General features: G+C 46.0%; 21 protein-coding genes. 12 read left to right on the plus strand and 9 right to left on the minus strand.

Going from position 1 to position 21,543, the window contains the following annotated elements; all coding sequences use genetic code 11:
* Nucleotides 1–85 precede the first annotated feature (85 nt).
* A complete protein-coding gene (locus QUB08_RS23420; RefSeq protein WP_333154440.1) occupies nt 86–427 on the plus strand; it encodes a hypothetical protein in 342 nt (113 codons plus the stop codon).
* Between the two features lie 141 nt (nt 428–568).
* Here the strand turns inward: QUB08_RS23420 and QUB08_RS23425 are convergent, their stop codons facing one another.
* A complete protein-coding gene (locus QUB08_RS23425; protein ID WP_333227527.1) occupies nt 569–961 on the minus strand; it encodes a DUF4189 domain-containing protein in 393 nt (130 codons plus the stop codon).
* A 152-nt stretch (nt 962–1,113) separates the two neighbouring features.
* Between QUB08_RS23425 and QUB08_RS23430 the strand changes: the two genes are divergently transcribed.
* The 5 genes from QUB08_RS23430 to QUB08_RS23450 all read left to right on the plus strand — a co-directional run bounded on the left by QUB08_RS23430 (nt 1,114) and on the right by QUB08_RS23450 (nt 4,731).
* Nucleotides 1,114–1,941, plus strand: a complete 828-nt coding sequence (locus tag QUB08_RS23430; RefSeq protein ID WP_333227529.1) for a hypothetical protein — start codon at nt 1,114–1,116, stop codon at nt 1,939–1,941.
* Between the two features lie 12 nt (nt 1,942–1,953).
* Complete coding sequence (locus QUB08_RS23435) at nt 1,954–2,592, plus strand: ThiF family adenylyltransferase (protein ID WP_333227531.1); 639 nt, start codon at nt 1,954–1,956, stop codon at nt 2,590–2,592.
* A gap of 129 nt (nt 2,593–2,721) precedes the next feature.
* Nucleotides 2,722–3,078 (plus strand): peptidoglycan-binding domain-containing protein, encoded by a 357-nt coding sequence (locus QUB08_RS23440; protein ID WP_333227534.1) that lies wholly within the window; start codon nt 2,722–2,724, stop codon nt 3,076–3,078.
* A 143-nt stretch (nt 3,079–3,221) separates the two neighbouring features.
* Entirely contained in the window at nt 3,222–3,788 is a 567-nt protein-coding gene (locus QUB08_RS23445) for a DUF924 family protein (protein WP_333227536.1), read from the plus strand.
* Nucleotides 3,789–3,828: 40 nt separating this feature from the next.
* On the plus strand, nt 3,829–4,731 hold the full coding sequence (locus tag QUB08_RS23450) for a DUF6575 domain-containing protein (RefSeq protein WP_333227538.1): 903 nt from the start codon (nt 3,829–3,831) through the stop codon (nt 4,729–4,731).
* Between the two features lie 65 nt (nt 4,732–4,796).
* Here the strand turns inward: QUB08_RS23450 and QUB08_RS23455 are convergent, their stop codons facing one another.
* Both QUB08_RS23455 and QUB08_RS23460 read right to left on the minus strand, forming a co-directional pair.
* On the minus strand, nt 4,797–6,143 hold the full coding sequence (locus QUB08_RS23455) for a sorbosone dehydrogenase family protein (protein ID WP_333227540.1): 1,347 nt from the start codon (nt 6,141–6,143) through the stop codon (nt 4,797–4,799).
* A 305-nt stretch (nt 6,144–6,448) separates the two neighbouring features.
* The gene (locus QUB08_RS23460) at nt 6,449–6,949 is read right to left on the minus strand and encodes an autotransporter (RefSeq protein ID WP_333227542.1); all 501 of its coding nucleotides are present in this window, start codon (nt 6,947–6,949) and stop codon (nt 6,449–6,451) included.
* A 671-nt stretch (nt 6,950–7,620) separates the two neighbouring features.
* Between QUB08_RS23460 and QUB08_RS23465 the strand changes: the two genes are divergently transcribed.
* Nucleotides 7,621–8,256: a L,D-transpeptidase gene (locus tag QUB08_RS23465; RefSeq protein ID WP_333227544.1), complete on the plus strand. Its 636-nt coding sequence runs from the start codon at nt 7,621–7,623 to the stop codon at nt 8,254–8,256.
* Between the two features lie 195 nt (nt 8,257–8,451).
* On the opposite strand, the gene QUB08_RS23470 is transcribed toward QUB08_RS23465, so the two are convergent.
* The 6 genes from QUB08_RS23470 to QUB08_RS23495 form a co-directional block, all read right to left on the minus strand.
* Nucleotides 8,452–10,320 (minus strand): tetratricopeptide repeat protein, encoded by a 1,869-nt coding sequence (locus QUB08_RS23470; RefSeq protein WP_333227546.1) that lies wholly within the window; start codon nt 10,318–10,320, stop codon nt 8,452–8,454.
* Nucleotides 10,321–10,392: 72 nt separating this feature from the next.
* Nucleotides 10,393–11,166 carry a Uma2 family endonuclease gene (locus QUB08_RS23475; RefSeq protein WP_333227548.1) on the minus strand — a complete coding sequence of 258 codons (774 nt, stop codon included), beginning with the start codon at nt 11,164–11,166 and terminating at the stop codon, nt 10,393–10,395.
* Between the two features lie 4 nt (nt 11,167–11,170).
* Nucleotides 11,171–11,359, minus strand: a complete 189-nt coding sequence (locus QUB08_RS23480; protein ID WP_333227550.1) for a hypothetical protein — start codon at nt 11,357–11,359, stop codon at nt 11,171–11,173.
* A gap of 119 nt (nt 11,360–11,478) precedes the next feature.
* Nucleotides 11,479–11,616: a hypothetical protein gene (locus tag QUB08_RS23485; RefSeq protein ID WP_333227552.1), complete on the minus strand. Its 138-nt coding sequence runs from the start codon at nt 11,614–11,616 to the stop codon at nt 11,479–11,481.
* A 149-nt stretch (nt 11,617–11,765) separates the two neighbouring features.
* Complete coding sequence (locus QUB08_RS23490) at nt 11,766–12,017, minus strand: hypothetical protein (RefSeq protein WP_333227554.1); 252 nt, start codon at nt 12,015–12,017, stop codon at nt 11,766–11,768.
* Between the two features lie 46 nt (nt 12,018–12,063).
* Nucleotides 12,064–12,930 (minus strand): HEAT repeat domain-containing protein, encoded by an 867-nt coding sequence (locus tag QUB08_RS23495; protein ID WP_333227556.1) that lies wholly within the window; start codon nt 12,928–12,930, stop codon nt 12,064–12,066.
* 319 nt (nt 12,931–13,249) lie between these two features.
* On the opposite strand from QUB08_RS23495, the gene QUB08_RS23500 reads away from it, so the two are divergent.
* From QUB08_RS23500 to QUB08_RS23520, 5 genes are all read left to right on the plus strand, one after another.
* Nucleotides 13,250–14,062, plus strand: a complete 813-nt coding sequence (locus QUB08_RS23500) for an ABC transporter ATP-binding protein (protein WP_333227558.1) — start codon at nt 13,250–13,252, stop codon at nt 14,060–14,062.
* A gap of 260 nt (nt 14,063–14,322) precedes the next feature.
* The gene (locus tag QUB08_RS23505) at nt 14,323–15,060 is read left to right on the plus strand and encodes an ABC transporter ATP-binding protein (protein WP_333227560.1); all 738 of its coding nucleotides are present in this window, start codon (nt 14,323–14,325) and stop codon (nt 15,058–15,060) included.
* Nucleotides 15,057–15,917, plus strand: coding sequence for an EamA family transporter (locus QUB08_RS23510; protein WP_333227562.1), 861 nt, complete (start codon nt 15,057–15,059; stop codon nt 15,915–15,917). Before QUB08_RS23505 ends, QUB08_RS23510 begins: the two co-directional genes overlap by 4 nt.
* Before the next feature lie 173 nt (nt 15,918–16,090).
* Entirely contained in the window at nt 16,091–20,044 is a 3,954-nt protein-coding gene (cobN, locus tag QUB08_RS23515) for a cobaltochelatase subunit CobN (RefSeq protein WP_333227564.1), read from the plus strand.
* Between the two features lie 85 nt (nt 20,045–20,129).
* On the plus strand, nt 20,130–21,543 hold a 1,414-nt coding region (locus tag QUB08_RS23520), incomplete at its 3' end, for a hypothetical protein (RefSeq protein WP_333227566.1).

Consider the following 21,543-nt stretch of genomic DNA (forward strand, 5'->3'; position numbering starts at 1 on the left):
CAACGAAGAGGATCGCGCTAAATCTCAACCCACGGTTCAAGGAACTGTGCAACCCACAATACAACTACTTTAACTTCTTAAAACTATGGGAAAAAAGTCGAAAGCCAAAAAATCCCAGGTCAAAAAATCTAGTTTGATCTGCCAGCGACTCCAAGAAGCTCTCGATCGAGGCAGTAAAGTTTGGATTAAAACAAATAATAGCAGTTTCGGTGGCATCCCGATTAATTTGTTCGGGGAGTTTGCGGAACTTTTGGTGATAGTTCCCCCTAACGAACAGGCGGAAAATATCGATGCTTACGGACAAGTTACGTGGCTGATTCGACTCTCTGATATTATTGCACTCGCTTATCCTACTGAATACTGGTCTAAAGATAGATTAGAAAGTTTGCTGCCACCAGATGCAGTTACTTCCGAAGTAGGAGATTAACTGTAAGGTGCACCAGGTGCACCCTACTCTTAGCCGAATGGTAAGTGTAAGGTGCGCCGAAGAACACTTTACACTTACCATTTTATAAGCTGTTTTACCAGCGAAAATATAAACAACTCCGACCGATTTTTATCAGTTTAATTATTCGTTGCAAGCTGAAAGCTTCACTTTACAACGGCCACCCTCTAGTTCGCTGCAAGCGGCGAGAGCTTGAGCTTCTGCTGCTGATTTGTCGTCACCCCAGCCCGCACCTGCTCCTCCTTCGCCTAATGCGATCGCTCCACAATTATCGGTATTATAGGTCAGCGCTTCGCAGTCGTCAGCACCTCCTGTTTCTTCATTGCAGGCGGCTACTGCTGCGTTTAGTGCCCCTCTCTGTGAATCATGATTCCAACTAATACCAGTGGCGCCAGAAGTCGCAGAATAAGCAGTAGCTCCATAGGTGGTCTGAGCTTTAGCTACCTGGGCGGATCCCAAAATAGGAAGTGTCAGAGCTGTCACTACAACCAACTTAGAAAAAAGCTTTGGCAGCATATTTACTTGAGATATTTACAAGGTTAAAATTATATCCTCGCTCAATATTATATTAGGATATTCATTCGTGTCAAGATTGTTTACAATTCTTTGTATTGGCTTTAATTAAAAGTGCGTTCTGTAAAATAAGTAAGATTACGGAGGTCAATCCATTGGCAGATATTCGCAGAATTCTCAGCCAACTTGCGGCAGAAGAAGGGCAGCTACTCGATACCCAATTCCTGGCTCCCTGCGTGCGCGGGGGAAGCGTGCGGATAAGAGTTAGCTCAATGGTTTATACTTTTCAACCGCAGCCACGCAACTTTGAAGGATGGGCTATTTTTGGGCCAGTAAATGAGAGAATTGCTGCGGTAATTAAGGAGCCGAGTTTGCCGCAAGTGGCCGAGTATTTGCAACTCCTCCTCCCCGTTCGCTTGCACTTGGCTTACGTGCTGCAAGGGCAAACATGGCTGGCTTATCCTGTTAACGAATCTGATGCTAAACAGCGCACAGGTGTTGCGAAACCCGTACCAGTCCATTTAGTAACAGAAGGTTCGCAGTTTGAGCCGATTGTTGCGCGCTGGGACGGTCATTGTTTGTGGTTTGAAGAGATTGACAGGCGCGCCGATCCGCTGCCGTCTGAGGAATTGAAAGCAGCTTTAAAAAAGTTGATTTTGCCTCAAGAAGTTCGCTTTAAAGGGATGACGCCGTCCATGCGAACTGTTTACCAATTGGTGTCCAGAAATATTAAAGATTTCGATCCGAAAGTGCGGGAAGAAAAGCGCTTGCAGCGGGCGTTGAAAATGGGTGGCGGTGAATTGCGAGATTTTTTCGATCGCAAAGATTACTGGCTGGTTGAATGGACTAGCGGAACCGGAGAACATCACACTTCTGCGATCGCCAAAAATGATTTGACAGTTATGAGTGCTGGCATTTGTCTCAGCGGATTGGACAAAGACTTCGACTTGCAATCATTAGTTGGAGTCGTCGAAAATCGCTAATTCTTGATTACCATGACTATATTTTTTCACGAACAACTTTACAGAAGTGCCGCAGTGATGTCGCAGATCAAAAATTTTCCGGTAACGGTGTGCGGCGCGGGCGCTTTGGGTGCGAATATAACAGAAAATCTCGCGCGATCGGGCTTTTGTCAGTTAAAAGTCATCGATCGCGATCGCATCGAGGAACGCAACCTTTCCACTCAACCCTATTATCGATCGGACATCGGCGCATTCAAAGCCAAAATTCTTGCCAACAACCTCTATCGCGCTTTGGGAGTCAGCATTGACGCGCACTCAAAAGAATTGACACCCGCAAATGCCGATCGGCTGCTTGCTGTCAGCGCCACAGTCATCGATACTTTTGATAACAGTGTCGCGCGGCAAGCAGTCAAGGATTACTGTGCCAGTGCCTCTATTCCCTGCGTGCACGTCGGATTAGCTGCCGATTACTCCGAAATAATTTGGAACCAACACTATCGGGTTCCTTCAGCGGCAAATGATGACGTTTGCGATTACCCGCTGGCGCGAAACTTGGTAATGCTGACGGTTGCAGTTGCCTGCGAAGTAATTGTTACCTTTGCTGCTACCAAAGAGCAACAAAATTTAACTTGCACGATCGGAGATTTTGCAGTAAAGCCACTTATATTGTAGAATGTCGGTTGACTGTTGCCAGAAACCTGGTTAATCAAGATTGGATGCCCCCATCCCAGAAACCCGGTTTCTCACCCTCAAACAATCGTCCAACTTGCAAAAAACGCTTGAAAAATTAACAGGGAAAGTATGGCCGGATCACAGACTTTTTATTATTTACTAGCAGTTCTCGCCCTATTAGTTTTGACGGGCACAAGTAGAGCCAACTATGCAGCGGGCTCCGCAGTTTGCTACACTGATGATTGCCATCGACCAGCAGTGAAACACCATAAAAGGATTTTAAAATGTGGCTCGAAAGGGCACGATGTGAAGAAACTGCAAAAGTTGTTGAACGCGCGGGGCTTGTCCGCACACCCGATCGTAATTGATGGCGTTTTCGGTCCGACAACCGAAGATGCAGTGAAAAGATTTCAGCGGCAAGCTCATATTCCTGTAGACGGAGTTGTGGGAGGCAAAACTTGGGACAGACTGTTTGCTAGTTTGTAACTTTAAGCACCGGACAACAAAGGTTCATAAGTGATTATTGCTAATCATTAATCGCTGCGGTTTGTAGTTGGACAGATAGCGCATTTTGTGCAACTACAGACACAGAAGCTTTAATCAACAATCAATCGCCTACTAGATTGCTAATGAATGAAGTTTTAGATTTTTGGTTTAGTCGATCGAACTCTCCTGAGTTTGGCAAAGTCCACAAGAAATGGTTTGAAAAAGATGAGGATTTTGATGCAGAAGTGCGATGGCGCTTTCTGCAGCAATACGAACTAGCCGCCTCCGGTCAACTCGACTCCTGGCAAGATTCCCCCAACAACTGCCTCGCATTAATTATACTGCTCGATCAATTTCCGCGTAATATGTTTCGCGGAACGCCTCAAGCCTTCGCAACAGACAACAAAGCTTTAGCCACCGCCGAATACGCTATTAATCATAACTTCGATCGCGAATTGCTTACTGTACAAAAATTATTTGTTTATCTGCCTTTTCAACACAGCGAAAATTTAGAAAACCAGCAAAAATCTGTCAAACGATTTCGCCAACTCAGCGGCGAACCTGACAGCGATTCACTCATTGAATACGCGATGCAGCATTGGGAAATAATCGAGCGTTTTGGGAGATTTCCGCACCGCAATCAAATTCTAGGACGCGAAACAACCCCCGAAGAAGCCGAGTTTCTCAAACAACCCGGTTCGGGATTTTAAAGCGCGATCGCAAAACCTTTAGGCTACTTAAATTATCAATATGTGCTTCAAACACCAAGAATATATAGATAAGCTTTCAACTCAATGCCCGCCACAGGACTATGAACCAAAAGAAATGGTGGCTTTTAGATTTGTATTTGAACCCAATGATGAACGATCTATTAATAACTTTAAACCAGTGCTGATAATAACTCCGCAGCGCAACCTAAAACCAGAAACTGAAGCAACCAGATGTCAAGGTTATGCGCTATCATTATTTGATACCAGGGAAAATGCCGAAAAACGTTATTTAAAACTAACAAAAAAAAGAAAAAAACTGCGCGATTCTCTGGGGACTCACATAGCAGCAGGAGCGATCGACAAAACAGATGGAATTGTCTCCAAAATAGATGATAACGGTCACTTGAGCCTACATGAATTTGCTACTGCTGATTTAGCAGCAAAATTTGTAATAACATATTGTTTATTTATTGTAAGGTACAAAAATATGGAACAATTAATAGGATTTAAACTAAGTAAATTTCCTCTAACTCTCAGAAGTATAGTCAATTTAGAGTATTTCGACGGCCCGCTACTATCGCTTTTTGAGAATGAATACGGCGATAGCTATCTTTATTCTTGGTGCGATGTAGATAATTTGTACAATCGCTGGTTGGTTTTCAGAGTTGCACCACTAACTCTCAAGCTTTACATAGAGGGACAAGTTTCATTGCACGAGTTAATTGTAAATCCTGTTGACGGATTTCTATATTCATTAGATATAGATAATGATTTACAGGTGAAAAACACTTATTTAATCCTGCCTGAAAATTTACCGCCAATCTACTTGCCCGAAACAGATTCCTATTACGAACTGTCTGATTTAAATCGCGAAACTGCTGAACAAGATAGGTTATTAATTTTTCAAAAAATTTCCGGCGAATCTCAAGTTAGCAAGGTTTGAAGCTGACTAAAAAACCCGATCCCCGACTTCTTGAAAAAGTCGGTATCTAATAGATCGCCCAATCCTCAGCGGCGATACTGCACCCGATAAATCCGGTTGTTCGCTTCCTCAGTAAACAGCAAACTCCCGTCAGGTAAAACCAGCAAACCAACCGGCCTCCCCCAAGTTTTCGGGCCCGACGGATCTGTGAGAAAACCCGTCAGAAAATCCTCATAATAACCTTGAGGGCGTCCATTCGCCGCATTAAAAGGTACAAACACGATTTTATAACCAGTTCCAGCGTTCCGGTTCCAACTGCCGCGAAACGCCACAAATGCGCCGTTCAGGAATCTTTTTGGAAACGTTTTGCCGTCGTAAAACTGAAGCCCCAAAGCCGCCGAATGCGCCTGAAACAGCACGTCTGGCATTAATGTTTTAGCAGCTAAATCAGGTCGATCGCTATTGCCGTTTCTGGCGTGGCGCGGGTCGAGCAAATTCGGCTTAAAATAAGTGTAAGGCCAGCCGTAAAACTCACCTTGACGAATTCTGGTCAAGTAATCCGGCACCAAATCATCTCCCAAACCGTCGCGTTCGTTGACTGTCGTGTAGAGTTGATTGGTTTTTGGGTGAAAATCCAATCCCACCGGATTTCGCAAACCCGAAGCAAAAATTTGCTGGTTCTTGCCGTCCAAATTCATGACTTGAACAGACGCCCTCGGCAGCGGTTCGACATCGGCATTAGACTGCGATCCAACTGAGACGAAAAGCTTGCTCTTGTCTGGGGAAACGACAACATTTCGCGTCCAGTGTTGGTTGTAGCCGCCGCCCGGTAAATCGGCAATTTTTTGACCAGTACCTGTCAATTGTTCCTGCCCTTTTGTGTAGGGAAATCGGCGGACTTCAGCGGTATTTCCGAGGAAAAAATAGCGATCGGCAAAAGCCATGCCAAAGGGAATATTTAACCCGTTTTGGGCACTTGCAAAAGTCTTGCGAACCTCAGCAACCCCGTCGCCGTTGGCATCTCGCAACAGTGTAATCCGATTTTGCCGGGTTTCTGTTACCAAAACATCGCCTGTCGGCGTCAAAGCTAGCCATCGGGGAGCGTCTAAATTGTCAGCAAAAACGTTGACGACAAAGCCAGGAGGCACTCGCAGGACTGGCGATGCGGGAATGGGTACTACTTGAGGAGGTTTTGAGGCGCTTTCGCTGGCTCCTGGTTGCGGCAAAGCAGTTGCAACAATGCGGATTGGCTGCGGCGACAGGGGTTTGGTGGGTACAATTTGATTTGTCCCAACATTTGCCAGCGGTGCACGGGAGGGAATTTGCGACAGGGGGCCGTTGTCGCCCACAGCAGGGGCGATCGCATCTGTAGCTCGATCGCACGCAATCATCGGCAACAGCAGAATTAGCAGCAAGAAACGCAGGTAATACATAGCAGCGATTTCTCAATAATTGCTGGACAATTCTATTATTCTAACTGCTATTAAACAGCTAAGCCACCGCCGGCGCGGTGGCTTAATTCCATTTATTGATACCAGTTGTACAAAACAATGCAACTGTAGACCTGTGATCCAAACCTTGAGCTCAATCACTGAATCAATTTTAGATTTTAGATTTTAGATTGAAGAAAGCAACCCCACTGATAAATGCGGGGGCCCCGGATCAAATTGCTTGATTGTCATTGCCAATTTTCAATCGAAAATCAAAAATCTAAAATCTAAAATGGTATAACCTAGGTCTACCAAAGTCCTCTCACAGGAGCCGGACGGGGAGCCGGAGCCGGAATTGGACGGGGAGCCGGAATCGGAGCCGGAGCCGGAGCCGGACGAGGAGCCGGACGCGGTGGCGGTTCTGGAGCCGGACGCGGTGCCGGTGCTGGGGTTGCGGGACGAGCAACCGTTGTGGCTACAACCTTATAATCGGGGATCACCGCGATATTTTGTATCTGAGAGCCGGCGACGGTGGCTCTGACTTTCATTCCCGGTACTAGGCCAATAATTCTCAGGACGCATCTTTGAATCCTGAGAGTCCTGTACGGCGCGCTTTCTTCGCGAATAGTTACTACATCGCCGACAATACTTTTGACAAAACCGACAATGGTTGTAGTGTTTGCTGTTGTGGTGGTCTGCGTTTGGGCTATTTGAGTTGCAGGGTTAGCCATCGCAGGATTTACTGAGACCGCCGAAATTACCACCGACAGTGTTGCACCTGTCAATAATTTGATGTTCTGAAGACGCATTGAAACCTCACATTAACTGCTATTCAGGGTCGGGTTTGCTTCCGCTGCACGAAAGTCCCAACTTCTATACCTAATCCAGTTTAATCCCCAGAGTAGGAAATTTATGACAATCTCAAAAAAAGATTATCGAACAAGTATTGAAAGACTAAATTTTACATCATAAGTTCCCGATTTACAACAAGTTCAGCGGTTGGCATCTCTAGAGTGTTGCCGTGATATATTGAGTTTATTCGCTCGACCGTTGCAGTTTTTTTTCCGCCCACCTAACTGTTGCTGGGGGGAACTCTACCCAAAGACAGATTGTGCTTGCCGGATAGAGCACCGCCATAGTTTGAATAGTCGATCGCCAATCGGACATGGCTAAAAAATCAAATTAGTCGGAGGTCAAATTTAATCATTTTCTGGCACTATTTACGCATAAACCGGGTTTTCTCACGACATTCTATTGCGTAACTCCACTTAGGAGCTTATAAAAACGTTGTTGTTTTGGTATTATTGCCTAAGCTTGGTGTTGAGTTACAAGTTATCAGTGCTGGAATTTAAACTAAAAACTGTACAGCGCAGTTGCCGTCAAAAAGCCATCTCAAAATTTTTCTCATCTGGTGCGGTTGGCGGATAATTAGATAGGAACTTTGTAGGAACTGCTGGTTAGGAGTTTAGCGAAAAAAAAAATGGTGAACAGCAAATTTTTATTTAATAAGCTAATTGTGCTTAGCTTGAGTGCAGCCGCACTGTCGATCGGCATCCAGCAGCAGGCGACTGCCGAATTGGTGGCTAATTCAAGTAATAGTGCGATCGCAGCGCAGCGGCCCACATCCGAGACAAAATTGCCCAATCTCGGAACCCCAGAACTGCCGCCCTTGGGAGAACCATTTCGTTATATTCCCCAGGAACCACAGCCTGCGGTAAATCCTATTGAGGAAGTGCGTTTAGTGCTGAAATTGCGAGAACGCCGCGTCTATGTTTACCGACAAAATAAGGTGCAAACCAGTTTCCCGGTTGCTGTGGGAAAAGGCGGGTGGGAAACTCCTACAGGCAATTTTAAAGTTATGCAAATGATCAAAGATCCAGTTTGGCAAAATCCTTGGACAGGAGAACTTATTCCTGCTGGGCCAGACAATCCATTAGGGAGTAGGTGGATGGGGTTTTGGACGGATGGCAAGAATGTGATTGGTTTTCATGGCACTCCGAATCCAGAGTCGATCGGGGGGGCGGCTTCTCACGGCTGTGTCAGAATGTTTGATAAAGACGCACAGGCTTTATTTGAGAAAGTCGCAGTTGGCACACCGGTGATAGTTGAGCATTAATTATTTGGAGATTGGGGTGCATAAAAACACATGAACAGGCAAGATGCCTGTTCCACAAAGACTTAAATTTTGTTGTGGGGTGGGCAGGAGAGCCCGCCCATGAAAGACTTATTGATAATGCAGCTATTGGGTGAGTTAAAACTTACATTTTGCACCCCTCTTAGCAACAGGCTTTCCGGCCTGTTCCACAAAGAGTTAAATAGATTGCTGATATTTTTCCAGCAACTCCGGGATGTAATCGTAGCCATCAACACCGATCGCCGGAATGATATTCGCTCGACTTTTAGCCAAAGATTGTTTAAAAGATTCCGCCCCCATTTGACCCCGCAAAATTGTCAACAAACCAGCCGATTGACGCCACTCCATTGCACCAATTTGCTCCAAAGTATACATCCCCAAGCTACCCGCAAATATCGCTTTTTCTAGTGAGTTGATTCTGTAATAAGCTTGAGCCAAGTAAGCCAAATTCAGACCTTGCAAATATAAATCCCCTGAGAATTGAGCCGCTTGCCAACCTTTGAGCAAATATTCGATCGCACCTTCAGCATTTTCCAGGGCAATTTTAGCGATACCGAGACTGCTGGAACAAAAAGCTTGACTTTGCCTGTCTCCCAATTTTTCCGATAGCAACAAACCTTGTTCCAAATAACCGATCGCACTCTCGTAAACCTCCGGTTCCACCTCCTCCAACTGCCGCGCTTGAAACACTTCGCTGTAACCCAAATTAGCCAGAGCATTTGCCTCGCCTTGCCGCTCTCCCGCTTGTCGTGCCATAATTAAAGCCCGCTGGCTGTAATTAATCGCTTCCTGATAATTTTTTTGAGCAACATAGTTGCGGCTGATGTGATTGAGATTGGCAACTTCGCAAGCTTTGTCTCCTTCGGTACGGGCAATTTCCAGCGCTTGCTTGTGCAGCAAGATCGATCGCTCGTAGGCCCCAGCCGCCTGCATCGAATAACCCAAAAGCGTCAGAATCCGAGCTTTCGCTTGAGTGCCTTCAACTCGCCGCAGCGGTTCGTCTAAATAATCTAAAGTATGCCGCAGAGCTTTACCATCAAACGAAGCAAAAATTCCCCCGTAAAGCGGAAAGTATTCCCGCTGAGAAAAAGCGCGCAAAATTTGCAAAGTTACTTGAAAACAAGCATTTGCCAACTGCTCGCCGCTCTTGGTAGAATTATTAAACCCACTAGCTAGCTGACTCCAAATTACCGCAAAAGTAATGTAAGTAGAAATTGAAGCTTTTGTTGACACTTTGGAATCGTAAACTTGCTTGTCAAACCATGTCGCCAACGCCCGCTGCAAGCACTGCAATATAATCGCCACTTCCACCAATATGCCTAAATCTAAACTCGATTTCTGGGCTGCAAATTGAACTACAGATTCACCAAGCGCTATAGTATTCAAAAGAGCCTGGGTAAAGGGACTATTAACTTTTTTGGCCCAAAAAGCCCAAGGCCCATTTTGTTCGGGACTACCGGCAAATCCTAGCTGCTGCGGCTGATAAATCCAGCCCACAAGTTCCGGTTCCAAACGCTGCCAAGATTCTAAACCTTTAGCGATGCCGGCGGTGATTTGCTGCAAATCTTGTTCGGTTTCGGGATTAGCAGTTTGCAGCATTTGTTGGTGCAGAGATTTTGCCAATTGCTGCAATTGAGCGAGAGTCAGCGGATGTTCTTTATTCGGATCGATTACTTGCAATAATGCCAAGAGGCGGGCGTTAGATTCGGCACTAACTATTTGTTGAATTGAGGAGGCAATTGCGCGATCGACGCGGTTATCTTTCTGCCAGCGTTCCCATTCTCCTTGGATGGTTTTGAGAGCTCGGAGGCTGCGATTTGCCTTTGCTTGTTTGATTTCGTCTTTTTCATTTCTGAGTTGATTTTCGGCGGCATCAAGGCGTTCGCCGAAACAGCGTTCAAAGATTTCGCCAGTACCGGTACTAATGTCTTGCACCAGCATTTGATAAACTTGTTCTTTGGAGCGAATTTGACCTTTGAGGGTGATTTCGACAATTTTGTCGATTAGGGCTAGGTAGCGATCGCGCAGTGAGGTAGAGTCTGGCATAATTTATTTTTAGTTAATAAGTTTTTATGGACAGCGCTTGCAGCTTGCACAATTTCATGCTGCTATTTAATTTTACAGCTCCTCTGGATTAATGCCCATTGCTCTGAGGCGATCGGCTAATCGGTTTGCTCGCTGACTTTCTAATTCAGCTCGCTGACTTTCTAATTCAGCTCGCTGCCTTTCAAACTCCTCTGGAGTCAGAACCCAATCGCCACTAGCATTGTACCAGCGCAGCCACAACCTCGAACAACCTTGATAACAACCTTCCCACAAACCTATACCTAATTCTAATTCCGGTATCCAGAATCTAGGTTCGGTTAAAACTTGTTCGCGGTAACGATTGCCAATCAAGCGAAATACTCTCAGTTGATTGTTGTACCGACTGAAAACAAAGTAGTAAGGAATCTGCAAAATCTGTTCGTAAACTCGCCACTTAGTAGGCGGTTTATTTGGTGTTTCTTCTGTGATTCCTAAATCCTCATCTTCAGTCCCAGGTGACAGCAGTTCTACTACTACCAGAGGACTGACATTTTCTTGCCACATCACGTAGCTGAGGCGCAATTCGTCACCTCGATAAAATCTCGGAGCCCCCAAGACGACAAACCAATCAGGTCTTTTGTACCAATTGAGATGGTTAGAATCGTAGTAGAGATTGAGGTCTGTCGCTATAAATATTTGTTCTGGCGGATGATTGGCGGGGCGGCAGGTTAGACGCAGCAGTTCGGGTTGAAAGTCGTGGAATTCGTCAGGCAAACCGGGTTCCTCCGGGTCTTCACTGGGTAGATCGTACATCGTAGGGAGGACTTTTGTCTGGGAATGCTGCGAATCCGGTACGTACATCGTCATAAGATTACCCGGGCGAGACGGCTTGAGGAGATTGAAGCGGTACGGCAATTGTAATATTATAGCGCGATGTGATTTCTTGCTGCAGAAAGTCGGTATCTTTTGCACCGGGAATTTTATCGAGATAGCAATTTTTTACTGCTAACAAAAAGCCTGCGATCGCTTGTGATGAATTTTGGGAGTCGGCTACCTTCAATAAATCTTGCCATTGACTCTCATCTTTGCCGTTAATATCTAGCGGTGGAATCGCTGAGTTTATCCTCTGTTATTCTGCGGTTTATTTGGTTTAAATAGTGCAGCATTGACTCAAAAATATTAGCTGGTGAAATTGCCGTCTGTTGTGCCTTTTTTCTTGGCAATGAGTGGGTTGCCAGAGATTTGGGCTAGCAAAACGGTGATGTTTCTGCCGTCGGCTATTTCGGTTTTAAGGTTTGGTAGATTTTGAGCAGCCACAGTGGGCGGATGCCAAAGGTTCGGAAGAGGAAAAATAAGTAAATTCCCGAGATGTAGGGACTTTTGGGAAGTGATTTGATGAAGGGGCGATTGCTTTGTTCAGCTTTGAGAGCATTGATGTATACACGGAGATTTGCGATCGTTGATTGTCAGAAATTAGCTTCAGGTTGGGCCAAAGTTTTCAAGGCTGATTCTAAGTTTGATACAGCCTGATTTAACTCCGGCGAAGTTAGTGTTTTTTCTTTTTTTTGAAGGTGAAAAGCAATACTTAGCAAGACCGGGGCCGCAGGGCTACGCACATTTGCATCGGAGTCTTTCAGCAGCGGAACTAGCTGCGGCACAACAGTTTTAGCTTCTGCACCAATCGTCCCCAAAGCAGAGGCTGCACTACCTACGCACATTTGGATGGGAGTCTTTCAGCAAGACAATTAGCTGTTGCAGTGAAGTTTAAGCTTTTGCACGGATTTTATTCAAAGCAGAGGCTGTACTATTACGCACATTTGGATTGGAGTCTTTCAGCAAGACAATTAGCTGCGGCAGTGCAGTTTTAGCTTCTGCACCGAAACTTCCCAAAGCAGAGGCTGCACTACTACGCACAGTTACATCTGAGTCTTGAAGTAGGGAAATTAGCTGTGGCAGTGCAGTTTTAACTTCTGCACGCATCCTTGCCAAAGCATAGTCTGCACGGCTACGCACATTTGCATCGGAGTCTTTCAGCAAGAGAATTAGGTGCGGCACAACAGTTTTAGTTTCTGCACCCATCTTTCCCAAAGCATTGGCTGCACGGCTACGCACGGTTGCATCGGAGTCTTTCAGCAACAGAATTAGGTGTGGCACAGCAGTTTTAGCTTCTGCACCAATCCTTCCCAAAGCATAGCCTGCACGGCTACGCACAGTTGCATCGGAGTCTTTCAGCAAGAGAATTAGCTGCGGCAGTGAAGTTTTAGCTTCTGCACCAATCGGCACATCTGAGTCTTTCAAGGTTTTGACAAAGGCAGGAATAGCAGGAAAACGAATTTGTCTTAGAACATCAGCAGCACTTTGGCCGACTGACAAATTCTGATTTTGCAAAGCTTCCATCCAATCAGGGATGGCTGGTTCACCTATTTTTCGTAACAGCTTAATAGCTGGATCAAGTGCCGTTTCATGGTTAGTCTTTAACTTGTCGGTGAGGGAGGCAATCTGTTTGGGATTAGCTGTGGGTTCATCCCCAATTTCAGCCGCAGCATTGCGAGTCAACAGCAAAGGCGATGTGAAAGATAGAAACGAGAGGGCAATTACGGCAGCTAATCTTTGTCGGCAGTGCTTCGTCATGGGCTAGAATCCTTGTGTTTGATGAGCCGTCTCAGCCATTTGAATAATTGTGTATACATTCTCATCAAACTGTTTCAGGACTCCGGGCGATCTAAATTTGTGCTTGTCTGTGGTGAAATCGATCGCCCTAAATACTGCTTAAAAAGCGCCACTTTAAGAACATTCCGCCGTCTCAGGCATAATTATAGGAATCCTTGCAGGAGTCGTAAATGTTTTACCCCACCCCAACCCTCCCCGAACCCGCTCGATCGGGAGTAAGAAATTCACAAATGATGCGAGGATTGCTATAGATATCTTATATTCGTTCTATGATGTGTTTATGATTTCCGAACCCCTTACCCTCTCAACAAGCAATCCTGTTTTAGCAGCCAAAGGATTAACCCGTCGCTTTGGCGGTTTAATTGCTGTAAACAACGTATCTTTTACAGTTAAAAAACACGAAATTTTTGGATTGATCGGCCCTAACGGCGCGGGCAAGACAACTCTCTTTAATGTAATGACTGGACTGATACCTGCCTCTAGTGGCAATCTGATTTATCAAAATGAAAATATTTCTAAACTGCGACCTTATCAAATTGCTAATAAAGGTATAGCCAGAACATTTCAAAATATTCGGTTGTTTCGGGAACTTTCTGTCCTAGAAAATGTGGCGATCGCCCGACACATCCACAGTCGATCGGGCAATCCAGTTTTATCGGTGCTGGCGGGGATTTTCGGCTTGCCCGCATCTAACGCAATGGAACGCAAAACCCAGCGAAAAGCCTTAGAATTGTTGGATTTAGTGGGATTGGGCGATCGCGCGGGCGAACAAGCCAAAAACTTGCCCTACGGCGACCAGAGGCGCTTAGAAATTGCCCGCGCTTTAGCCTTAGAACCGCAAATATTGCTGTTAGATGAACCAGCAGCGGGGATGAATCCCAATGAAAAGCACAAATTAAGCGAATTTATCCGCGAAGTGCGCCAACAATTCAATTTAACTGTAATATTGATCGAGCATCATGTACCGCTTGTTATGGGATTGTGCGATCGCATTGCCGTCTTGCATTTCGGTCAGCTTATTGCTTTGGGAGAACCGGCTGTTGTCAGGAATGACCCGGCAGTAATTGAGGCTTATTTGGGAGATGAAACGTAGAAATTTTCACGGGTTCCCAGCCAGAGCCTGGGAACCGAGATCTAGAAGCTCTGCCTCGTTTGGTAACACGAAAAATCGAGGCAGAGCCTCTCGATATGCCTTCCCAGGCAGAGCCGGGGAACGAGTAAACTCACATCTTGCACCATTCTCACGCATTCTGTAGGGGCGGGTTTCACCAACAATAATTGCCTCATACCAATAATTTCATAAACCCGCCCCCACCCAACGGTAAATCGGAATCTACCTCAAAGTCACAGAAAATGCACGAAAGCCCACCCAAAATATCTCAAAATATCCTCTTAGAACTGAAGAATCTTTCTGTAAATTATGGCGGAATTCAAGCCATACAAAATATTAATCTCACGATTAATGCAGGCGAGGTTGTCAGTCTCATCGGTGCCAACGGTGCGGGCAAAAGTACCACATTGAGAGCGATTTCTAAAATAGTTAATTTGCGACAAGGACAAATTATTTATAACGGGCGCGACATTAGCCGCCGTCAAGCTCACGAAATTGTGAAATTGGGAATAGCCCACAGCCCAGAAGGGCGGAGGGTTTTGGCGCAGCAAACCGTGTTAACTAACTTAGAATTAGGGGCCTATATTCGATCGGACTCGGCGGCAGTAAAAGCCGATTTAGAGCGCCAATTTGAGATATTTCCGCGCTTAGCAGAAAGGCGTCGCCAGCTAGCAGGAACCCTCAGTGGCGGGGAACAGCAAATGCTAGCGATCGCCCGCGCGTTGATGTCGCGCCCTAAACTGCTATTATTAGACGAGCCTAGTTTAGGCTTAGCACCTGCGATCGTCAAAGAAATTTTTGCAATTATTCAAAACCTGCGCTCCACGGGCGTTACAATCCTTTTAGTGGAACAAAACGCCAGTTTAGCGCTGCAAATTGCCGATCGGGGTTACGTGCTAGAAGCTGGTAACATTACTCTCACAGGTATTGGAGCAGATTTGCTAAACGACGAGCGAGTCAGGAGCGCATATTTAGGTTGACTTGGTTAATTTTTGGAATTTTGACCGCTTTTTTTGAAGCCGTTAAAGACGTTTTTGGGAAACAAAACCTCAAAAAAAGTGACGAATATGTCGTCGCTTGGTCTCTCTCATTTTTTTCAGTCATCTTTTTGATTCCCTGGGTAGTTTATACAGGAATTCCGCCATTAAACTCTCAATTTTGGCTCGCCCTATTAATCGGAGGTAGCATCAACGCTGTCACATCCCTCCTCTACATCAAAGCCATCAAAGTATCAGATTTATCCCTAACACTACCGCTGGTAGCTTTGACACCATTATTCATGTTGGTAACTTCACCGTTAATTGTCGGTGAATATCCAAATTTTTTTGATTATATTGGCATTTTACTAATCGTAGCAGGCTCTTATTTATTAAATATAAAAGAGAAATCTAAAGGATATTTAGCCCCATTCACAGCACTGCTGAATGAACCAGGGCCCAAATTGATGTTAATCGTCGCATTGCTCTGGAGTATTGCCTCAAATTTTGACAAAATAGGAGTTACAAATTCATCCCCTATTTTTTGGTTATTCTCTTTGTTTGGTACAATCAGTGTCTTGCTACTGCCAGTTTTATTGCACAAAACCCCAAATCCAGGGCGAAAAATTCTCAAACAATTACCAATGCTAGCTGCTATGGGGTCTTTAAATGCTATGGGAGTGCTTTTTCAAATGCAAGCTTTGACATTAACTTTGGTAGTGCAAGTGATCGCGGTTAAGCGTACTAGCGTATTAATGGGTGTATTGTTCGGTCATTTCATTTTTAAGGAAAAAGATATTCAGGAAAGATTTTTAGGGGCTGCTATCATGATGGGAGGAGTTTTATTTATAACATTATAAAATTTTCATATTTTATGTAATTTGGTTCGCAGCCTCGGAATGCAAGTCCTCTCCAAAATCCTACGACTTGCATTCCGAGGCTGCGAACGCTTTTTTCGTGGCATAATTAAGCGGGAGGCTGTGCCTCTGAGACTTCGTTTAATTTCGACTTGTTATATATAGAGGAAAAATTAATGCACAAAATAGCAGCCACACCCGGAGGTTGGAACCCTCAAGCAGAAGGAGTAATTTTTATTCAGCAAACCCCAGCACCAATAGTATTTATTAGTGCTGCTGACACCGACATTCAAACACTCGCAGCCGCCGCATCCAAAATGCCGACAAAATTCCCCAAAGTGCGCGCAGTAAACCTGCTTCAGTTACAGCAACAACTAACAATTGATACTTATGCCGAGGAAGTTTTAGAACGCGCCGAAGTCATAATATTAAGACTGTTAGGAGGGCGTTCTTATTGGTCTTACGGGTTAGAAATCCTGCGGGAAACTGTGCAGAAAACCAACGCATCACTGATTGTAATGCCAGGAGAAGATAGTCCCGATCCAGATTTAATCAGCCATTCCAATGTATCGCTATCAGCAGTAAATCAACTTTGGCGCTATTTCACAGAAGGCGGAGTCCAAAACTTTGTTAACGCACTAAAATTTGCCGCCGATACTTGCCTGAAAACTTCTTATAATTCGCCCCTCCCTCAAACAGTTTCCCGCGTCGGAATTTATGATTGGAAAAAGCAAATTGACTCGTCCCCAACTTGCGGACACGGAGACATTACTTCTAAATCTAAAGTCGGAATCTTATTTTATCGTGCTCATTACTTATCAGGAAACTTAGCACCAATTGATGCACTTTGTCAAGCTCTAGCAGAGCGAAATTTAGTCCCAGTTCCCGTCTTTGTGTCTTCTCTGCGGGAACCAGATTTGCAAATAGAATTGCTAGAGTATTTTAAACCCAAAGAATCAGAACCAATTCAATTATTGCTCAATACCACAAGTTTTGCAGTCTCCGGTTTCAGCAGTCAAGAACCGGAACAAAACAGCTTAAAATCCTTAGACGTTCCCGTATTGCAAGCAATCTTCAGCGGCGGCGGTTTGGAACAGTGGGAAACGGAACTTCAGGGACTTTCGCCCCGCGATGTGGCGATGAATGTAGCATTGCCGGAAGTAGACGGAAAAATCATTACTAGGGCTGTTTCTTTTAAAGCCGTACAGACTTGGAACAGCGAATTAGAAACAGATGTAGTAGGCTATGTAGCCGCGGGCGATCGCATTCAATTTGTAGCAGATTTAACCGCGAATTGGGTGAAAATGAAACAAACCCCAGCCGCCAACAGACGCATCGCCATAATTCTAGCAAATTACCCCACCCGCAACGCCCGCTTAGCCAACGGCGTCGGCTTAGATACACCCGCTAGCTGTGTAGAAATCCTCAAAGCTATGCAGCAAGCTGGCTATCAAATTGAAAACATCCCCGCTAGCGGCAACGAGTTAATTGAACTGTTAACTTCTGGCGTGACAAATGACCCGGAAGGACGCGAATTGCGGCCTGTTCATCAATCTTTGGATTTGGCAGAATATGAAGAATATTTTGCTAGTTTGCCGCAGGAAGTGCAAGATGGGATTTGTAAAAGATGGGGGATTCCGGGAAGCTATGCACAAGACTTTATAAGTAACAATACGTCTTTTCCGATTCCGGGAATTCAGTTTGGGAATGTGTTTGTAGGAATTCAACCATCGCGGGGATATGAACTTGACCCCGCGTTAAATTATCATGCCCCAGACTTAGAACCAACTCACAATTATCTAGCTTACTATTATTGGCTGCGAGAAAAGTTGGGAATTGACGCTATCATTCATGCCGGAAAACACGGCAATTTAGAATGGCTTCCCGGTAAAAGTATAGCATTGTCTAACAAATGTTATCCAGAAGTGGCATTAGGCGCGATGCCAAATTTTTATCCCTTCATTGTCAATGATCCGGGGGAAGGTTCCCAAGCAAAAAGACGATCGCAAGCTGTGATTATCGACCACCTGACACCGCCGATGACTCGCGCCGAACTCTACGGGCCTTTGCAGCAGTTGGAAACCTTAATCGACGAATATTGCGAAGCCCAAAGCTTAGATCCGTCTCGATTACCGATGATTCGCGATCGCATTCTCGCCCTCACCAACAAAGAAAACTTAGATAAAGACTTAGGAATACAACTAAATAAATCGGAATTTACCGAATTTATCACCCGCACAGACGGCTATCTTTGCGAACTCAAAGAATCCCAAATTCGCGACGGATTGCACATTTTTGGTCAGTGTCCCGAAGGTAGACAGTTGCGGGATTTGATAATTGCGATCGCCCGCCATCCCACCAACGGGCGATCGGGCATAACCCGCGCCCTAGCAGAAGACTCAGGCTACGATTTCGACCCCTTAACCTGCGATCCAACCTCGATAATTCAGCAGCGCACAGCAGGCGATTTAACAGCAGAACTCGAAGAAATAGCCGCTGAATTAGTAGATAATTTAATCGAAAATATCCGCGCTAATCCGCGTTCATCTGCGGTTACAAATCCGCAAATAGGAGAAGCAACTCAACAAGAATTAGAGTGGATAAACAACTATCTTTTACCTTCACTCCTCCAAACAAACCAAGAAATTACCAACCTTTTGCGGGGACTAGATGGGCGGCACATACCCAGCGGCGCATCCGGCGCGCCCACTCGCGGCCGACCAGACGTATTGCCCACAGGTCGCAATTTTTACTCAGTAGATATCCGCGCCATTCCCACAGAAACCGCCTGGAGAGTTGGCAGAGTTGCTGCGGAAACTTTAATCGAAAGATACACCCAAGAAAACGGCGAATATCCGAAAACTTTGGGTTTGTCAGTGTGGGGAACATCCACCATGCGGACGGGGGGAGACGACATCGCCGAAGCCTTGGCGCTGATAGGAGTTCAACCAGTTTGGGATGGCCCTTCGCGCCGGGTTGTAGATTTTGAAATCTTGCCAGTTTCAGTTTTGGGGCGGCCGCGCGTTGATGTTACTTTGCGAATTTCGGGCTTTTTCCGCGATGCTTTTTTTAATTTAATTGATTTGTTTGACAGTGCGGTAAAAGCTGTGGCAGATTTAGACGAATCTGCAGAAGACAACCCTTTAGCCGCACAAGTTAAGGAAGAGATTTTGTATTGGGAATCTACAGGTTTGAGCCAGGAAGAGGCGCAAGGGCGATCGCAATTTCGAGTGTTTGGCTCAAAACCAGGTGCTTACGGCGCAGGACTTCAAGGCATAATAGAAGCTCAAAACTGGACAGACGACAGCGATTTAGCAAAAGCTTACATTAATTGGAGCAGTTACGCCTATACAAGTACCCCCCCAACCCCCCCTTATCAAGGGGGGGCTAATTCCAACTCTTGTCCCCCCCCTTTACAAGGGGGGGCTAGGGGGGGTGAATTAAGTTCTGAGGCTAATTCCAACTCTTGTCCCCCCCCTTTACAAGGGGCGGCTAATTCCAACTCTTGTCCCCCCCCTTTACAAGGGGGGGTTAGGGGGGGTGAATGGGGATGTTCTGCACCCGAAGCATTTGAAAAACGCCTCGGCCAAATGCAAATAGTTCTGCAAAACCAAGACAACCGCGAACACGACATCCTCGACTCCGACGATTATTATCAATTTCAAGGCGGAATGACGGCCGCAATTCGCAATTTGCAAGGGAAAAATCCTGAAACTTATTTTGGAGATAATTCAATTCCTGAGAATCCGAAAGTGCGGCAACTGCGAGAAGAAATTGCGCGGGTTTATCGCAGCAGGGCTGTGAATCCAAAATGGATAGAAGGTGCGATGCGACACGGTTATAAAGGCGCGTTTGAAATTGCAGCAACAGTTGATTTTTTGTTTGCTTACGATGCTACGGCAAATTGTGTAGAGGATTTTATGTATGAAGGAATCGCAGAGGCTTACATTTTTGATGAGAAAGTGCAGGCATTTATTCAAGAAAACAATCCTTGGGCACTGCGAGATATGGCGGAAAGATTGCTAGAAGCTCGTCAGCGGGGGTTGTGGCAGAGTGCGAACCAGGATACATTGGATAAATTGAGGTCGATCGCCCTGCAAGCCGAAGCAGTCATCGAATCCCATACATAAATACTCAAAACGTCACCATCGCGGCAGCAGACCAATGGCCGCTTACGGTAATATCTATTAATGTTTCGCGATCGCTGAAAGCTTTATGATTCGCCGCTACATTGCTAGCATCAGCACCAGCATCCTCAAACGTACCTGCGCCGCAGCCGCTGTATTAGCCGTAACTTTGGGATGTTCGTCAACGAAGTCGCCCAACACCGCAGCGCCATCGGGTTCGATCGAATCCGCCGTCCTAGCGCAGTCCCCAACGTCTCTGTTAGCTCAAAACCGCAACAAAACCAGAAAATCCCTCAGCGTTCCCTCTTGCCCCCAAAACGATGCCTTTACGGAGTCAGTTAACTTTGCCACCCAAGCTTCTAATTTGGCTCAATCAGCCAATTCAAAACAAGACTGGGACGAAGTAGCCGCCCTGTGGGTGCAGGCCGTCGCTTGGATGCAAGCCGTTCCCCCCGGCAGTCCCAGACGGGCGTTTGCTGAGAAAAAAGTAATCGAGTACATGAGAAACCTGGTTTATTCCCAGCAGCAAGCGGGCGCAACCCGATCGCAAGCCAGTACAGTCAGCTTCAGCAGCGATTTACTCAACGAACAACTCGAACTTTACCTATCCTACGTTGCTGCGGTCGGCCCACCAGATGTTTTGATTGTCGGTAGTTCCCGCGCATTGCAGGGTGTCGATCCCAAACAGCTAAAACAATCTTTGGCCCAAAGAGGCCGGCCGGGCTTAAAAGTATTTAACTTTTCAGTCAACGGTGCAACTGCACAAGTAGTTGACTTTCAACTGCAGCGGCTTTTGAAGCCCGGTCATTTGCCTCAAATGATTGTCTGGGCCGACGGTGTGCGGGCATTTAACAGCGGCCGGGACGATCGCACTTTTAATTCGATCGTCGATTCTGAAGGCAGCCAACTTTTAGCAGCAGGCATTCGCCCCCAACTGGAGTTGGATGAACCGAATGTGATTCCGGTGTGTTACAGATTCCCGCATAAGTGCGCTAACAACACTTTCCGCAAAGCATTTACCTCTATCGATCGACCTTTCACGGGCGGGCAAGACGCCCAACCCCTACTCCCCCCAATCAAATCCCTCTCTAGTGGAACGGGCATCTTGCCCGTTGTTGACACCCAACCCCTACTCCCCAAAATCAAATCCCTCTCTAGTGGAACGGGCATCTTGCCCGTTGTTGAGAATGCTGCAGGCGGGCAAGATGCCCAACCCCTACTCCCCCCAATCAAATCCCTCTCTAGTGGAACGGGCATCTTGCCCGTTGCTGACACCCAACCCCTACTCCCCAAAATCAAATCCCTCTCTAGTGGAACGGGCATCTTGCCCGTTGCTGACACCCAACCCCTACTCCCCAAAATCAAATCCCTCTCTAGTGGAACGGGCATCTTGCCCGTTGCTGACACCCAACCCCTACTCCCCAAAATCAAATCCCTCTCTAGTGGAACGGGCATCTTGCCCGTTGCTGACACCCAACCCCTACTCCCCAAAATCAAATCCC

The sequence above is a fragment of the Microcoleus sp. BR0-C5 genome (genome assembly GCF_036705045.1).
Taxonomy (GTDB): domain Bacteria; phylum Cyanobacteriota; class Cyanobacteriia; order Cyanobacteriales; family Microcoleaceae; genus Microcoleus.

Coding starts and splice junctions, on each gene's coding strand:
- QUB08_RS23420 (WP_333154440.1), top strand. CDS start 86: ATGGGAAAAAAGTCGAAAGCCAAAAAATCCCAGGTCAAAAAATCTAGT.
- QUB08_RS23425 (WP_333227527.1), bottom strand. CDS start 961: ATGCTGCCAAAGCTTTTTTCTAAGTTGGTTGTAGTGACAGCTCTGACA.
- QUB08_RS23435 (WP_333227531.1), top strand. CDS start 1,954: ATGACTATATTTTTTCACGAACAACTTTACAGAAGTGCCGCAGTGATG.
- QUB08_RS23440 (WP_333227534.1), top strand. CDS start 2,722: ATGGCCGGATCACAGACTTTTTATTATTTACTAGCAGTTCTCGCCCTA.
- QUB08_RS23445 (WP_333227536.1), top strand. CDS start 3,222: ATGAATGAAGTTTTAGATTTTTGGTTTAGTCGATCGAACTCTCCTGAG.
- QUB08_RS23450 (WP_333227538.1), top strand. CDS start 3,829: ATGTGCTTCAAACACCAAGAATATATAGATAAGCTTTCAACTCAATGC.
- QUB08_RS23455 (WP_333227540.1), bottom strand. CDS start 6,143: ATGTATTACCTGCGTTTCTTGCTGCTAATTCTGCTGTTGCCGATGATT.
- QUB08_RS23460 (WP_333227542.1), bottom strand. CDS start 6,949: ATGCGTCTTCAGAACATCAAATTATTGACAGGTGCAACACTGTCGGTG.
- QUB08_RS23465 (WP_333227544.1), top strand. CDS start 7,621: ATGGTGAACAGCAAATTTTTATTTAATAAGCTAATTGTGCTTAGCTTG.
- QUB08_RS23470 (WP_333227546.1), bottom strand. CDS start 10,320: ATGCCAGACTCTACCTCACTGCGCGATCGCTACCTAGCCCTAATCGAC.
- QUB08_RS23475 (WP_333227548.1), bottom strand. CDS start 11,166: ATGACGATGTACGTACCGGATTCGCAGCATTCCCAGACAAAAGTCCTC.
- QUB08_RS23490 (WP_333227554.1), bottom strand. CDS start 12,017: ATGTGCGTAGGTAGTGCAGCCTCTGCTTTGGGGACGATTGGTGCAGAA.
- QUB08_RS23495 (WP_333227556.1), bottom strand. CDS start 12,930: ATGACGAAGCACTGCCGACAAAGATTAGCTGCCGTAATTGCCCTCTCG.
- QUB08_RS23500 (WP_333227558.1), top strand. CDS start 13,250: ATGATTTCCGAACCCCTTACCCTCTCAACAAGCAATCCTGTTTTAGCA.
- QUB08_RS23505 (WP_333227560.1), top strand. CDS start 14,323: ATGCACGAAAGCCCACCCAAAATATCTCAAAATATCCTCTTAGAACTG.
- cobN (WP_333227564.1), top strand. CDS start 16,091: ATGCACAAAATAGCAGCCACACCCGGAGGTTGGAACCCTCAAGCAGAA.